The 15388-nt window shown below is 57.5% G+C and carries 13 protein-coding genes; all 13 read right to left on the reverse strand.

Annotation, left to right across the window (positions count from 1 at the left end):
- Positions 1 to 5: 5 nt before the first annotated feature.
- The 13 genes from N2602_RS34370 to N2602_RS34430 all read right to left on the reverse strand — a co-directional run bounded on the left by N2602_RS34370 (position 6) and on the right by N2602_RS34430 (position 15376).
- Positions 6 to 206, reverse strand: a complete 201-nt coding sequence (locus N2602_RS34370) for a CCE_0567 family metalloprotein (RefSeq protein ID WP_260380869.1) — start codon at positions 204 to 206, stop codon at positions 6 to 8.
- An 8-nt stretch (positions 207 to 214) separates the two neighbouring features.
- Entirely contained in the window at positions 215 to 685 is a 471-nt protein-coding gene (locus N2602_RS34375; RefSeq protein ID WP_260380870.1) for a NifX-associated nitrogen fixation protein, read from the reverse strand.
- Between the two features lie 7 nt (positions 686 to 692).
- Positions 693 to 1088: a nitrogen fixation protein NifX gene (gene nifX, locus N2602_RS34380; RefSeq protein WP_260380871.1), complete on the reverse strand. Its 396-nt coding sequence runs from the start codon at positions 1086 to 1088 to the stop codon at positions 693 to 695.
- The gene (gene nifN, locus N2602_RS34385) at positions 1085 to 2491 is read right to left on the reverse strand and encodes a nitrogenase iron-molybdenum cofactor biosynthesis protein NifN (RefSeq protein WP_260380872.1); all 1407 of its coding nucleotides are present in this window, start codon (positions 2489 to 2491) and stop codon (positions 1085 to 1087) included. Before nifN ends, nifX begins: the two co-directional genes overlap by 4 nt.
- Positions 2492 to 2500: 9 nt before the next feature.
- Positions 2501 to 4147, reverse strand: a complete 1647-nt coding sequence (nifE, locus tag N2602_RS34390; RefSeq protein WP_260380873.1) for a nitrogenase iron-molybdenum cofactor biosynthesis protein NifE — start codon at positions 4145 to 4147, stop codon at positions 2501 to 2503.
- Positions 4148 to 4246: 99 nt separating this feature from the next.
- On the reverse strand, positions 4247 to 5803 hold the full coding sequence (gene nifK, locus N2602_RS34395) for a nitrogenase molybdenum-iron protein subunit beta (protein ID WP_260380874.1): 1557 nt from the start codon (positions 5801 to 5803) through the stop codon (positions 4247 to 4249).
- Between the two features lie 65 nt (positions 5804 to 5868).
- Positions 5869 to 7371, reverse strand: coding sequence for a nitrogenase molybdenum-iron protein alpha chain (nifD, locus tag N2602_RS34400; protein ID WP_157286149.1), 1503 nt, complete (start codon positions 7369 to 7371; stop codon positions 5869 to 5871).
- Positions 7372 to 8558: 1187 nt separating this feature from the next.
- On the reverse strand, positions 8559 to 10052 hold the full coding sequence (sufB, locus tag N2602_RS34405; RefSeq protein WP_260383786.1) for a Fe-S cluster assembly protein SufB: 1494 nt from the start codon (positions 10050 to 10052) through the stop codon (positions 8559 to 8561).
- Between the two features lie 197 nt (positions 10053 to 10249).
- Entirely contained in the window at positions 10250 to 10444 is a 195-nt protein-coding gene (locus N2602_RS34410) for a 4Fe-4S binding protein (protein WP_128266460.1), read from the reverse strand.
- A gap of 552 nt (positions 10445 to 10996) precedes the next feature.
- Positions 10997 to 12109, reverse strand: coding sequence for an alanine dehydrogenase (gene ald, locus N2602_RS34415; protein ID WP_260380875.1), 1113 nt, complete (start codon positions 12107 to 12109; stop codon positions 10997 to 10999).
- A 902-nt stretch (positions 12110 to 13011) separates the two neighbouring features.
- Complete coding sequence (gene hypE / locus N2602_RS34420) at positions 13012 to 14052, reverse strand: hydrogenase expression/formation protein HypE (RefSeq protein ID WP_260380876.1); 1041 nt, start codon at positions 14050 to 14052, stop codon at positions 13012 to 13014.
- Positions 14049 to 15191 carry a hydrogenase formation protein HypD gene (gene hypD / locus N2602_RS34425; protein WP_260380877.1) on the reverse strand — a complete coding sequence of 381 codons (1143 nt, stop codon included), beginning with the start codon at positions 15189 to 15191 and terminating at the stop codon, positions 14049 to 14051. The genes hypE and hypD overlap by 4 nt, the downstream gene beginning before the upstream one ends.
- Positions 15188 to 15376, reverse strand: a complete 189-nt coding sequence (locus N2602_RS34430) for a HypC/HybG/HupF family hydrogenase formation chaperone (protein ID WP_311738743.1) — start codon at positions 15374 to 15376, stop codon at positions 15188 to 15190. Before N2602_RS34430 ends, hypD begins: the two co-directional genes overlap by 4 nt.
- Between the last annotated feature and the right edge of the window lie 12 nt (positions 15377 to 15388).

The following is a 15388-nucleotide window of genomic DNA, read 5'->3' on the forward strand; positions in this document are numbered from 1 at the left end:
TACCTTTACGACTTCTCAAGCTGCTTCAGCTCCCGTCTCTTGCGATCGAGTTCGGCGAAGGCATCGTGCACCTTCCGCGCTACCGACATGATCGATGGCCAGTTCACGGGCAGTTCCTCGGAGAGATCGTGTAGATCCATTTTGGCCTGTGTTGCTCTTGCTGAGAGTATCTTGAGTTCTGCTTTCAGTCCTTCACGGTCGCTCATAAGAACCCTCAATGGTTCGCTACGCTCGGAAACTTCCGGATCATGTTGACGCCTTCCCTTACATATTTGTCACCCTCGCCCGCGAGCTTTGCTAGATTTTCAAAGCCAAAGCGATGAACATCGCGCAGCTGCTTGTTCACTACTAGCAGTCGCCCCCCGATCAGCACCATGCGACCAAAGCCTTCATGGTTCATCTTCAGCATCGGCTGGATCATAACCGCGGTCGCCCTCTCGATCGAAAGCGCGACCGCGTCGAAGAACAACTCCAGCCGCCGAATCGTGTCGGGATCGGGATCGCCGACGATCGGCAGTTCGCGTCGTTTCGCACTATTAACGATATAGGGGTCGAGCAGGTCGATATCGCTCCTGTTCTCCCAAAAACCGTGCATATCCTGCGCGCGCCAAAGCTTGACCAGCTCTTTGACGATCGGCGCATCGAGAGCCCGATCGCCTTGCGCTATATTTGCGGCCTGCCTCATGTCATCCTCAGTCATCGAAATCGAATGTGCGCTTTTGATCCTTGGTCAAGGCTTTGCGTAGCCAGGGCGGGGGCGTCCCCTTTAGTACGCGTTCTAGCTTTTCGAGCAGCACCAGGATGTTTTCAGGCTTGTTCACTTTTATCGGGTGAATTTTCTTGGCCACCACCCGGGCGGCAGCTGATCCGCCGATGGCCGCGACATAGAGGATGGCGCAGTCCCTAATTACCTCGATCTTTGGCGCGAGCTTGTCCTCGTCGCCGTCCTCCTTGAGATCGCCCTTGAATTCAAACACGTTCACAAGAACGTGCCCCCCCGGGCCGACGTCATAGACGGCGATGTTCTTGGCCCAACCAAAATGCGCATCGACACGATGCAAGTCTTGGGTAGCGAACGCGACCTTCATGCAATGTGCCTCTCTGTTCGGTCGCTGAAACCGCGCTGGTACGGCGTGGAGGGTAGATTTGATTTTCGCCAAGTATCTGGCGTAGGCTTACGATTCTGCTCGCGGTCCTCGATCACGAGATTTGCGATGGCGAAGATCAGATCGCGCGCACCTCGATACCCGACCGATTTGTGGTGTGCTGCGCCTAACCTATCGAATATCGGAAAGCCGGCGCGATAAAACGGAATCTTCAGCCGCGCCGCTGCTTGCCGGCCATGAGAATGCGTGATGAGCAGATCGCACCCTTTGCTCTCGGCAAGCTCCTCCAAATCCTCCAGATCACCGATCAGTACCTCCTCGCTCGCCACCCGCTCCAGCACCGCCGAGTCCGTTGTTGTCACGGCCGCGATCACCTGCACGCCCATATCGTGGAGCATGCTCGATAGGTCGAACAACAGGTCGGGCTCGGCTCCTATCGCAAGTCTGCGACCACCAATATGGAAATGCGTGTCGAGCATCGCATCAGCGAGTTGCCCGCGCTGACGCCGATATTTTGATGGCACCGGACGGCCGCTGATCTCGCTCAGAAAGGCGATGAATTCATCGTTGGGAAGCAGGCCACATAGTCGTTCAAACACGCGAAATGGCACGCCCGTCTTGGCCTGCATTGCCTCTGCAGCCCGCCGCATCTGCGAACCGATGGCAATAGTCCACCCCGCCCGACCCATGACCGCGACTTCGTCGACCCCGATGCCGCCGATCGTCGTCGGCGTGAACTCATCCGGGACATGCCCATCCAGAGATCCGGCAAGATCTGGTAGGAAGGATGGCTGCAACCCGAAATCTTCAAGGATAGCTCGGAGCTCATCGATATCACCCGGCGTGAGGTGGCATCCTGGAAGAACATTGACCCGCGCGGGATCACGCAGCGCCTCCACCGCAGGCGTCTCAACCAGGACCTCGACCATCCGCGTTACAGCTTTCTGCCAGCCATCTTGGAACGCGTCCTTGAAATCCGGCGTCGAGACATAGACCAGAGGCAATCTGGCGAGTTGCGGATGCTTCTCGCGAATAAGCTTGATGTAGGCGTCAACATCGTCGCCATTGGTTTCGGTTACGCCCGTCGAGCAGATACCAATGATCTTTGGCTTGGCGCGATTGAAGATATTAAGTATAGCCTGCTCAAGATTTTCATAGCCCCCGAGCACGGTCGTGACCTCGGTCATCGCGGTGGTCTGCAACGGCACCGCCTCCTTGAAATGCCGTACAAACAGCGTGAGCCCGAACGATGTGCACCCTTGAGCGCCGTGTAGCAGTGGCATTGCCCCGCGCAGCCCCATGAAGGCGAATGCGCCGCCGATCGGCTGACTCATCTTTAGCGGGTTGACGGCGCACGCCTTCTTCGGTGTCGTGACGACAGCCATGTCGTCTTCCTATTCCGCAGCCTGCAGCACGGGACGCGGCGACGACTGAAGGATGTCCTCAATTCGTCTCTTGCAGCAGCCACCGATCGCTTTGGTGTGCTGTCTGACTGCCTCGACGCTAGTCAAACCATGCGAACAAATCGCGTCCTCTATTGTGCCGAGGTCAACTGTGTTGCAGGCACAGATCTTCTTGGCGCGCCGTGTCCTCTCGTCGATTGCTGGATCGGAGATGCTGGGGGCGGCCGGCGAGTGCACCTGTGCCATCGCTCTAGCCAGCGTATTCCAGGGTGCCGGCCGGCGCAGCTGCTCCCACATCGGATTGAATAATGATCTGTCGATCTCCTCGACCAGCTTAACCATTCCGGCATAGCCCATGTAGGCGTGGCAACGCTCCTGGTTGATGTCCAGCCAGGGCGTCGCCGCTTTCAGCGCGACGAACTGTGACTTGCCGCCCGAGAGCATGATGTCCGCTTTCGCGTCCTTCAGCACTTTGTACATCTCCCGCGGTGGCATGTCCTCAATCAGGTGTGCATCCTGGCCCGTCAGCTCCTTAATGCGCTCCTTGTCCTCTTTTGTAGATTTCTTCACACTGGTCCCAACCAATTCGAGTCCGGCCTCCCGCAGCGCGGCAACGACGGACCATGACTTGACGCCGCCGGTAATCAACAAAGCCTTCTTGCCCTTGAAGCGTGGCTTGTATGGCTCGATTGCAGCCCAAGCGCGCGCCTCCTCGCGTGCAATCACCGCCTCTGTGCGCTCGATCAGATGGCCTGGCGCGCCGCGCTCGACCAGCAATCGTGCAATCTCACGCAGTGCGTCGCTGGAGTCCTGAATGCCGTAGAACGATCCTTCAAAAAAGGGGATCTCGTAGCGCTCTTTCATCTTACGTGCGACGTTGATCATCGACCGTGAACACACCATCATGGCGGCGCGGGCCCGGTGCGACGAAGCCACTTCGCGATATTTGCCATCGCCTGAGATGCAGGAGAGGATGCGGATACCAAGTTCGTCAAACAAAGGCTTAACCTGCCAAAGCTCGCCGGACAGATTGTATTCCCCGATCAAATTGATGTCATAGGGCGTGATGTTATCTGGCTCTTGCGTCCCAATGACATGTTCCAGCAAAGCCTCCCCAGCAAGCTTAGTGCCGAGGTTCTTTGAACCGACGAAGCCCGGCGAATTAACGGGAATTACCGGCTTGCCGAACTTTCGCGTAGCCGCCTTACAGACGGCGTCGATGTCGTCGCCTATCATGGCGGGCACGCAGGTCTGATAGACGAAGATGGCCGACGGGTCGCGCTTGTCGATTATCTCTTTAATCGCCCTGGAGAGTCGCTTTTCGCCCCCAAATACGACATCCGTTTCGTTCATATCGGTTGTGAACCCCGTGCGCCACAAATCCGAGCCGGACGACGCCGCGCCACGATTGTCCCACGAATTGCCTTCGCAGGCTATTGGACCATGCACCAAGTGAGCGACATCAGTAAACGGCTGCAGCGCGATCTTGGCGCCGTCAAAGGCGCAACCACCAGCGGCGCTACCCGGCTGTAGCTGCTTGGTACAGCCCTTTCTGCGCTCATTCTCCGGCTTGCTGCCATTCTTCGCGCAGCCCGGCTCGTTGAAAATGTCCCGGACCGTGGCCGGTAGCGAACTCATCCTTTTCTCCTCTCAGCCGGAACGATCTGCAAAAATCAACCCGTCACGGGCTTGTGTCACCGCCGATCGTACCGGCGATGACACGCGCATCGTCTGCCATCAACGAATGATGTCGAAACTATAGTCCGTCTTGCCGAGAAGGCTGGTCTTCTTGTCGAGTTCGTCGAAGATCTTGTCGAGAATCTTCACGAGCACATTCATACCACCTTGATATCCCCACACAGCAGAGCGGTGATGGTGATGGCGATCAAACACTGGAAATCCGATACGAATCAGCGGCGTGCCGGTGTCCCGTTCCAGATACTTGCCGTAAGTGTTGCCAATCAAAAAATCGACAGGCTCGGTGAACAGGAGCGAACGCATGTGCCAGAGGTCTCGCCCCGGATAAACGTGGCAGTTCTGCCCAAAGGTCGAGCTCGACAATAATGCTTTTGTTTTCTCCTCCCAAGCCTTATTTCCGTTGGTGGACAGCACATGGGTCGGTTCGGCGCCGAGTTCGAGCAGGAAGGCGGCCAACCCATAGCAGAGATCCGGATCGCCATAGATGGCGAATTTCTTGCCATGGATATGCGCACTTGAGTCAGTCATCGCATCGACCAAGCGGCCGCGCTCTCGCGCCAGTTCTTCCGGGATGTCTTTGCCGCTGATGCGCGACAACGCGACCAGGAAGTCGTCCGTCGCGGATACGCCCACCGGATGATTGAAGGCCACGACATCCTGGCCGTGCTCGGCGATGAACGGCAGCGTTTTTTCCGTGCACCACTGTTGCATGGAGATCGTCGCTTTGGCGTGAACCGCGTTCGCAGCGTCCTCGAGTGTGGTGCCGCCGTCATACATCCGAAACTCGCCGTCTGTCGGTGTATCGAACACTTCGGAATTGTCGGCGAGGACGGTATATTCGATTCCCATAATTTCGAAGATGCGCTTAATCTCGCGCAGGTTACCGACGGTATAACCATCGAAACCGCCGATGAAGTTGATCTTGTCGTTCGGCTTGCGCTCGAGCTTGGGGGCCGTTCCCGCCTTGCCGTCCCAAAAATGCTCTAGGATGCCCTTGAGCGCATTGTCATAGCCAGTGATGTGGCTACCGACGAACGCCGGGGTGTGCGCGAACGGCACATCGAAATCCGCCGGAACAGACCCCTTTTCCTTCGACGTTTTGATGAAGGCATTGAGATCGTCCCCGATCACCTCCGCCATGCAGGTGGTAGAGACCGCAATCATCCTTGGTTTGTACATGTTGTAGCTGTTGGCGAGCCCGTCAATCATGTTGTTGAGCCCTCCGAATACTGCCGCGTCCTCTGTCATCGAGGACGAGACGCAGGAGCTCGGCTCCTTGAAGTGCCGCGACAGATGGCTACGGTAATATGCCACGCAGCCTTGAGAGCCGTGCACGAATGGCAGCGTACCTTCAAAGCCAACCGAAGCAAATACCGCGCCGAGCGGCTGGCAGGCCTTGGCCGGGTTTATCGTCAGCGCTTCCCGCGCAAAATTTTTCTCGCGATACTCAGGTGTTTTAGTCCATTCCCTGATGCGTTCAACCTCAGCGGACTCACGGGGATTCTCGAATGCCTTCTTGTTAGCCAGCATCTGCTGGTATTCCGGACCGCGGAACAGCTCTAAGTGATCGAGCACGTGTTCTGCACTCTGCGCCATCGGCAACACCCTTTTGGATAGTGATTACTGTGAATACGGCTCTCGGCTGAGAGCGGTAATTTGCGTCATTCTGCAGCCAAGAGGCTCGGCTTGGGGACATCCTTCCAGGGCGCCTTCAACTTCTTCCAGATGGGCGAATTGACGGCCATGTCCATATCGCGCGCGAAGACCGCAAAACCGTCATAGCCGTGATATGGGCCGGAATAGTCCCAGGAGTGCATCTGCCTGAACGGCACACCCATTTTCTGGAATACGTACTTCTCCTTGATGCCTGACCCGACCAGGTCGGGCTGGAGTTTCTCGACGAAGCGCTCGAACTCGTAGCCATTGACGTCGTCGTAGATGAGCGTGCTGTCCTTCACGTAGTGCTGGGCGGTACGCTGATAGTCGTCATTGTGGCCGAACTCATATCCCGTGCCGATGACTTCCATGCCGAGATCCTCATATGCACCGATCACATGACGAGGGCGCAGCCCGCCGACGAACAGCATCACGGTCTTCCCTTGGAGGCGGGGCCTGTATTTTGCGGTCACGGCATTCACCAGCGGCTGGTACTTCTCGATTACCCGCTCGGCGCCCTCTCTGATTTTGTCATCGAAATAGCTGGCGATCTTGCGCAGTGATTCCGCGATTTTGGACGGTCCGAAAAAGTTGTATTCGCACCAGGGAATGCCGAACTTCTCTTCCATGTGGCGCGAGATGTAATTCATCGAGCGGTAGCAATGCAGAATGTTCAACTTTGCCTTCGGCGTTGCCTCGAGCTCAGCCAGCGAGCCGTCGCCGGACCATTGCGCAATTACGCGTAAACCCATTTCCTCCAGCAGAATTCGAGACGACCAGGCATCGCCGCCGATATTGTAGTCGCCGATGATCGCGACATCGTACGGGGTCGGCTCGAATCTCGGCTTGCTGTCGGGCCCGTTCTTATCAAATATCCAATCCCGCACCGCATCGTTGGCAATGTGGTGGCCAAGCGATTGGGACACGCCACGAAAACCCTCGCAGCGGACTGGCACGATGGTCTTGCCGTCATATTCCTTAGATTTTGCTCGCGACACCGCCTCAATGTCATCGCCGATCAAGCCAATCGGGCACTCCGATTGGACGGTGATGCCGTTGTTGAGCGGGAACAGCTCCTGGACTTCGTCAATGATTTTATTGAGCTTCTTGTCCCCGCCGAACACGATATCCTTTTCCTGAAAGTCGGAGGTAAACTGCAACGTCACGAACGTATCTATCCCCGTGGTGCCGACGTAATAATTGCGACGCGAGCCCCACGAATACTGGCCACAACCGACTGGACCGTGGCTGATATGGACCATGTCCTTGATGGGTCCCCAGACCACACCCTTCGAACCCGCGTAGGCGCAGCCTCGAATCGTCATCACGCCGGGTATTGATTTCAGGTTCGATTTGACCCCGCAGTCCGATTTGCCCGCCTCGTGGACATTGAGATGCTTGGCGCGACGTTTTGCGGTCTTCTCCGGATAGACCTTCAATACCTCCTCGATCAGCTCCTTATTCCGCGCTCTGATTTCCGAGATGCTCTGGGTCGTTGCGAGACTCATGCCGATGTCCTTCGAAGCTTTCCTGTTGCAATAGGGGCCACTCGGCCACGTTTCTGCAACGAGCATGCCAGCCCCGCGGAAAGAATAAACGAGCGGATTTGGAATGGGTTTGCGCCTCGCGCTACTGCGTTTTGTTGCGAATGCGACAAAGCGCATTGAAGATCAGTCCTCATACCTCTGTTAGAAACAGAACAGTCGCGGTTCACGCTACGACATCGCAGCGATTCTCCACTGAAGGTGCGGTATCTGGCGGACCTTGCCTGTTTGCAGCACATCTGAAGCGAACCAGAAACGGACCGGCATGAGCCAGTCTAGCTCGCTCGTCACCTTCCATCTTTGCTAAGCCCTTCTCAGCCGCTGTCCAGATGATGCGTAAGAATCTGATGCTCCTGCGCTACTTCGCGAGTAGACGATCAACGCATCTGTTGGCTTGCTAGCTACCTGTGCTGCCGGCCGCGATAACGTTTTCTAGCCTGATGCCATTCGCGCGCTTACCGATTTGCAGATAGACGCGTGCCAAGCCTGTTGCCAAAGATTCGGTTGCGACGTTAATGATCGGGATCGAATGTCTCGTCGCTCGGTGACCGGTGAACGTGATCACGACGCCGCCGGTCACCATCTCGGTTTGAGCGAGACCATCGCGTCAGTCGCAATCGGCAACACAAGCCTGACTTCCTCAGAACCGCGTTGCTGCGACCGCAGATCGCCCCCTCTTTCGCAAGTATGCCGCATCGGACCGCCATCGATCATCACTAACTTTGATCGCCTTCCGGAGCGCCGCTCGCCCACCCGCAACCTATGCCGCGCGAGCCAGCTGCATTGAGCGTTGAGCGTCGCGCGCAAGACGTTTATCGTGATGACGCTTGGCATTCTATGAGTTGTTCGGAATTGAGAAATACGCTCTTGGCGGCGCCCTGCTTCCGCCTCCATCGCGAGCAGGACTTCGCGCTTCAACAGGATTTGGCCGGCGGTTAGCTCCCAGCCCGGATCGCCCGCGATAGTTCGGCTTGCCCCCGGTCATGATCGCGTGCATCTGGCCCGCATTGAGGGTGAGATCGAGCCAGCAGAGATCGCGGCGCTCAGCACGAGCATGCAAATCGAACTTCGAGTAGCTCGATTCTACCAATCCCCGAATACGTCATCGAAAACGGCTGAGCTGCGTTCAGCAGGGCTCGCGGACCATGCAGTCATAGGACCGAGGCCTCCAGCGAGGTCGAGATCAACCTCTGCGCTTCCACTGCGAGCTCCAGGGGCAATTTCCGTAATACGTCGTTGGCGAAGCCATTGACGATGAGGCCAATGGCCGCCTCCTGCGAAATCCCGCGCTGGATGCAGTAGAACAGCACGTCCTCGGAGATATTAGAGATCGTGGCCTCGTGCTCGATCGTCGCCGAGGAGTTCTTCGCATCGACGTAAGGCACAGTGTGCGCACCAGACTTGTCGCCGATTAGAAGCGAATTGCAGGCGGTATGGCTGCGCGCACCTGTGGACTTGAGGTGAGCGCTGACAAGGCCGCGATAGGTGTTCTGAGATCTGCCGGTGGCGATACGCTTGTGGAGGATCCGGCTCGACGTGTTCCTGCCGAGGTGGATCATTTTGCTGCCGCTATCGACCTGCTGAAAACCGGCCGAAATCGCGATCGAGTAGAACTCGCCCTTCGAGTTGTCGCCGCGAAGGATGCAGGTCGGATTCTTCCACGTCGTGGCAGATCCCGTCTCCACCTGCGTCCAGGAAATTTTCGAATTCTTGCCGCGGCAGTCGCAACGCTTGGTGACGAAGTTGTAGATGCCGACCTTGTCCTCGGACTTGCCAGGGTAGCCATTTTGCACTGTCGAATACTTGATCTCGGCGTCATCAAGCACGACGAGCTCGACAACTGCAGCATGCGGCTGATTCTCGTCACGCTCCCGCGCAGTGCAGCCTTCTAGATAGCTTACGTAGGAGCCCTTGTCGGCGATGATCAGAGTGCGCTCGAACTGGCCGGTGTTGTGCCCGTTCCGGAAATAGGCCGACAGTTCCATCTGGCAGCGGACGCCTGGCGGCACGTAGACGAACGAGCCGTCAGAGAAAACCGCCGAGTTCAATCTCGCAAAAAAATTGTCGGAAATCGGCACCACGCTGCCCAGATACCTCTGAACCAGTTCGGGATGCTCGCCGATCGCCTCCGAGATCGGCATGAAAATTACCCCTTCCTTCTTCAGCTCTTCTCGGAACCTGGTGTCGACCGAAATCGAGTCGAAGGGGGTATTGACCGCGATCTTGCGATTCGCTGAAGGTTCGGCGCCGGGGCTCAGCTCTACACCCTCCAGGTTCGCGATCACGCGAAACGGATCGCCGCGCTTCCCGGAGGTCTTGAGCGGTTCCGGATCAATCTCGTCGCTCGACGACACCCTCTTTTTCGGTTTCGGCAGCACGAGATAGCCGATGTCCTGGTAGTCGAGCTTGGGATCGTTAACACGCGCCCAGGTCGGCTCGGTCATAATCAGCCAGCGGCGGAAGGCCTCCAGCCGCCACTCCAGCATCCAGGCGGGCTCGTTGTTTTTCGCGGATATGAAGCGGACGGTGTCTTCCGATAGCCCCCTCCGAGCCTTATCGGACTCGATCCGCGCTTCAAAACCATATCGAGACTGGTTGACATCGATGATCTGGACCCGCTCAACGGTCGTATGAACAGCTACCATTGCCTGCTCTGCCTGTGCGAGGACGAGTTTGGCCAGTTCGGGCGATGGCGGCGGTGTGCTTCGTTCGCTACAAAGGCGATCCGGCAAGTCACCAGCTCGGGGTTCGCAACCGGCGCGATCAGGCGACTGATTACTAAAGTGGCCGGGGATGGCGCCTCAACCCTACCATGTGCTGCGGCCCCCCACATCGGCTGCCTCTATGCCGGCACGCAGGTGTCGGGCACCGGGCACACAACGGCGCATTGTGGCGTCTCGAAATGCCCCTTACATCGGGTGCACTTCGTCGGATTGATTACATACACGTCGTTCTTCAGGCTGATTGCGGCGTTAGGACATTCGAACTCACATGCGCCGCAGACGGTGCACTGGGACGCGATTATCTTGTAAGTCATCACTGCAATTCCGTCAGCAGGAGTGCGGGACGGCTTCTTAGCTTCAAGTGTCGTGCCAAACTACCGAGGCTTGGTTTATCTTGATTATTTTGCGTCGAATGTCACCGGTTCGACAGTGTGTCGCAAGCCCGACGGTTGGCATCACACATCTTCATGTCAGTGCCGCACTTTTCTCACCTGCGCCTGTGCGGAGTGAGTCAACCAGACTAGGCACATACTGAAGAGATTGCATGGCGCCAAGGTCTTGGTTTTCGTGCGGCCCTTCGAGGATGTGCTTCGCCGCGATCGCTTTGTCGTTTTGATCGGTGCCAATCTCAAAGCCGCCGACCAGGAACAGCTCTTAAGCCTGGTCGTTGACAAAAGAAGATCCTTTAGAAACGAACAGTACTGGAGATTGCTCGCGCAGAGACTGGTACCGCTACACATGAAAAGGCGCTATGCAGAAATGGATCAATACAAAATCCTACTCAGTAGATTGATGATAAAAAAAATGGGCCACTCCGAACGAAGTGGCCCAAGTCAGGGAGGAAACGCCCGTACGGGCCTCTGGGATCAGGCCGCAGCCTGTTCGATCGGTGAGAAGGGCAGACCGAGACTCTCGGCGACGGCCCTATAAGTCAGCCGGCCTCGATGGACGTTCAGGCCCGCGCGAAGGTGCGGGTTTTCGAGGACGGCCGAAAACCCCTTATTGGCTAGAGCCAAACCAAATGGCAGGGTAGCGTTATTCAACGCCTGGCTTGAGGTGAGCGGGACAGCCCCGGGCATATTGGCCACACAGTAGTGAATGACGCCGTCCACTTCGTAAGTTGGGTCGGCGTGGGTCGTCGCGTGAGATGTCTCAAAGCATCCGCCCTGATCAATCGCGACATCGACGATCACCGCACCGTCGCGCATCGAGCTCAACAGGCCGCGGCTGACCAGTTTTGGCGCGCTCGCTCCGGGAACTAGCACGGCACCGATGACCACGTCGGCCGCCAGGACCTCATCCTCCACCGAGTCAATCGTCGAGAATCTGGTTCGAACGCGCCCGCCGAATAGCTCGTCAAGCTCGCGCAGCCGAGGGATCGATCGGTCAATAACCGTGACCTCGGCACCCAAACCGACAGCCATGCGCGCCGCATGGGTACCAACTACACCGCCGCCAATCACGACGATACGAGCCGGTTGCACACCGGGCACACCACCTATCAAGAGCCCACGCCCGCCTGAATACCGCTTTAGGGCGCTACCTGCCGCTTCGATCGCAAGCCTGCCCGCGACCTCGCTCATCGGCGCGAGCAGCGGCAGACCGCCATGCGCGTCGGTCACGGTCTCATAGGCGATTGCGGTGCACCCAGAGTTCAGCAGGCCCTTGGCCTGCTCCGGGTCCGGCGCCAGGTGCAGATAGGTGAAGAGGATCTGATTCTCACGCAGTTGTGTCCATTCGGACGGTTGGGGCTCCTTCACCTTTACGATCATCTCGCTCGATGAAAATATCTCGCGCGCGGAATTCAGAATCGTTGCGCCAGCCTTGCGATAATCGTTGTCGGTTGTGCCGATGCCGGCGCCGGCATCAGTCTCCACCACCACGTTATGACCGGCAGCCACATATTCGCGCACAGCCCCAGGGGTCAGGCCCACACGATATTCGTGCGCCTTGATTTCCTTGGGAACACCGACCTTCATTTGCATTCTCCCTGCCTGGAGAGCCCTTTCTAATCGGAAGAGCTCTGCGATACTGCGAAGCGAACACGCAAATCGCGCCGAAATTCAGCGATCTTTGGTCTGGTTGCGCAGGATTCCAAACACGTACCGACGGATCCCAAAAGCCTACAAAAGTGCGACTTGGCGCGCGGATCAGCCCCGGACATGAAGCGAAATAGAGCGTCAAGCGGCCGTCATTGGGACTGGGAGGACACCATAGCGGTTTATCGGAATGATCTTTAGCTTTTTGATCTCCATGCCAACGTTCTGTCCCGCCTCCGGACATTCATTGATCTCGGGGTGGCCGGCCTATGGACGTCCTTGCCATTTCGGTCTGTTAAGAGTTCGATTAGCCCCTCACGATCATGCACGGCAACTAGCAAAGACGTATTGGTATCCTGTCGAGCCCCGAAGATGCTGATGCGTCCACAGTGAGGCGATGGCGATTACTGCGAACTCGCGGCGCAGCAAGGTGATGAGGTCGGTCAAACATGGGATAGTGTCTTGTTTTAGATCGGCAGAGCCCGCTCGCCTGCCATCCTTCAAGACGCCCCGTTCGAACAACGCATTGATCTGTGCGCCTGTCATTCAGCTGATCGCTATATCTGCTTTCCTTCGCACATTCCGTTCGCCTGGAGTGACAATCGATGGAAGCTTTGTCTCCTCGCGACCGATGCTGAATCGGTCGGTCGGGGCAAAACCGGTCAGATCTCGGCATATTGTGCGATGCCTCAGCTGACTATTTGAATTGCTCGAGAGACAAGTTGAGCTCCGTACGCTCGCCAAGTCCGGTTCGACTGGCCGGCGCCAATGCAGATGGGCAAGATTAAGGTTTGTCTCGCGCATTGGACTGAGTACATCCAAGCAGCGTCGCGCTGGCATGATCAGCAGATTCTGGGTAGTTGCTCCCCCGACAGCCAATCGGCAATTCTTACGCCGCCAACGCTGGTCGCAATCTGAACGAATTGATGATCGTCAGCTATGGCCTCGCCGATATCAGCCGCATCACACCCGAGCCGGTGAGCCTTCATGGCTGCAAGCACGGCATCGGCCATATCAGGCGCCACAATTGCAACGAGCTTCCCTTCGTTGGCGAGGTGGAGCGGATCAAGCCCGAGGAGTTCGCAGGCGGCGGCGACCTCAGGCTTGACCGGAATGGCATTCTCCTGCAGCCGGAACCCAAGGCCGGACTGATGCGCAATCTCATTGAGCGTGGCGGCAAGACCACCGCGCGTGGGATCGCGCATCACTCGAATGCCGCCGCCGCCGGCCCCAACCATAACGGCGACGAGATCATGGAGCGCTGCGGAATCTGAGATGATCTGGGTCTGGAATGCGAGGTTCTGACGTCTTGACATGATCGCCACGCCATGCTCGCCGAGGCTGCCGGAGACCAGCACCCGGTCGCCGGCCCTTGCCTTGTCGGCCGAGAGATCCAGCCCATCGGCCAAAAACCCGACCCCGGTCGTTGAAATAAACAGGCCATCCGCTTTGCCGCGTTCGACCACCTTGGTATCACCCGTGATGATGTAAACGCCGGCGCCGCGGGCCGCCTCCCCCATCGAATCCGCGATTGACTTCAGATCAAGGAGGCGAAAGCCCTCCTCAATGATAAAGCTCGCCGAAAGATATTGCGGCCGTGCGCCAGCCATCGCGACATCATTGATTGTGCCGTGCACCGCGAGCGAGCCGATATTGCCGCCAGGAAAGAATAGCGGAGAAACAACATATGCGTCGGTTGACATTACCATCCTGCCTGTGCCGACATTGAAAGCCGACTGATCATTGCAGCGGGCGAGCCATTCATTGCCAAACGCCTGATGGAACAGACCGGAGATAAGCTGCTCCATGTCGCGCCCCCCGGAACCGTGGGACAGGTCGACGCACCCGTTCTCGAGATCAAGCTTGGGCTGATTAACTCTCATGACGCTCGCATCACCTGATAAGCGCGATGCCGGCCATACTTCCAATATGCGGCACACGCGCCTTCCGACGAGACCATACAGGATCCTATGGGAGTTCTCGGCGTGCACACGTTTCCGAAAAGTCTGCAGTCGACAGGCCTCCTCGCGCCGCGCAGAATGGCCCCGCAATCGCAAGCCGGATTGTCTGCGACGCGCAGCTCGTGAATGGCGAAACGCGCCTCAGCATCGAATTGGGCATAAGCCTTCTTCAACTTGAGTCCGCTGTTGGGTACGAGCCCGAGCCCGCGCCATTCAAATTGGTCACGCAGTTCGAAAATGTCAGACACCTCCTCCCTGGCGCGTTGATTGCCGGCACGCTTCACCGCGCGGCTGTATTGGTTCTCGACCTCATATCGGCCATCGTTCACCTGCCGCACCAGCATCAGGATAGCCTGCATTAGATCGAGCGGTTCAAATCCCGCGATGACGATCGGCTTGCCGAATTCTTCTGCCAGACACTCGTAAGGCTGCGTACCTATGATTGCGCTGACATGCGCAGGCCCGATGAAGCCGCCGATTTCGGGCAACCCGGCATCGCGCATATCAGGACTGCCGAGAATGCTGTGCATGGCCGGTGAAGTCAGTACGTGGTTGCAGAAGACGCTGAGACCCTTCAGCCGCTTCTTTTCGGCTATTCGGATCATTACCGCCGTCGCAGGCGTGGTGGTCTCAAATCCAATGGCAAAGAAGACAACCTCGCGATTAGGCGCCTGCTCAGCGCTCCTGATTGCATCGAGCGTCGAGTAAACCATCCGGATGTCAGCGCCCAGCGCCTTGGCTCGCAACAAGGATTGTCCTTGTGAGCCGGGCACACGCATCAGGTCGCCGTAAATGCACAGAGTAACTTCCGGTCGTTCGGCGAGCCCGATTGCCATGTCGATTCGGCTGGCTGGGAGAACGCAAACAGGGCAGCCCGGCCCGTGGATCATGCGGACATTCGCAGGCAGCAGATCTTCAAGTCCATAGCGGAAGATCGCATGCGTGTGTCCGCCGCAAAATTCCATAAACCGGTATGTTTTCTGGGGATCGGCCTGGGCAGCAATTGCACGCGCGAGCCCCTGGGCGATGGTCCTGTCACGAAATTCTTCGGCATATTTCATGAGTTGGTCTCCAGCCCGGCTCTGCCTAACTCCTGCAGGAGCTTCAGCGTGCGCCTGGCTTCGGCCGCGTCGATCTTGGCCAGAGCGAAGCCGACGTGGACGAGGACGTAGTCCCCCGGGGCGAGATCCTGTACGAGCGCGATCGATATCTCGATGCTGACGCCGTCGACAGAAACGATTGCCATGTCATTTGGAAG

It is taken from the genome of Bradyrhizobium sp. NC92, assembly GCF_025200865.1.
GTDB lineage: Bacteria > Pseudomonadota > Alphaproteobacteria > Rhizobiales > Xanthobacteraceae > Bradyrhizobium.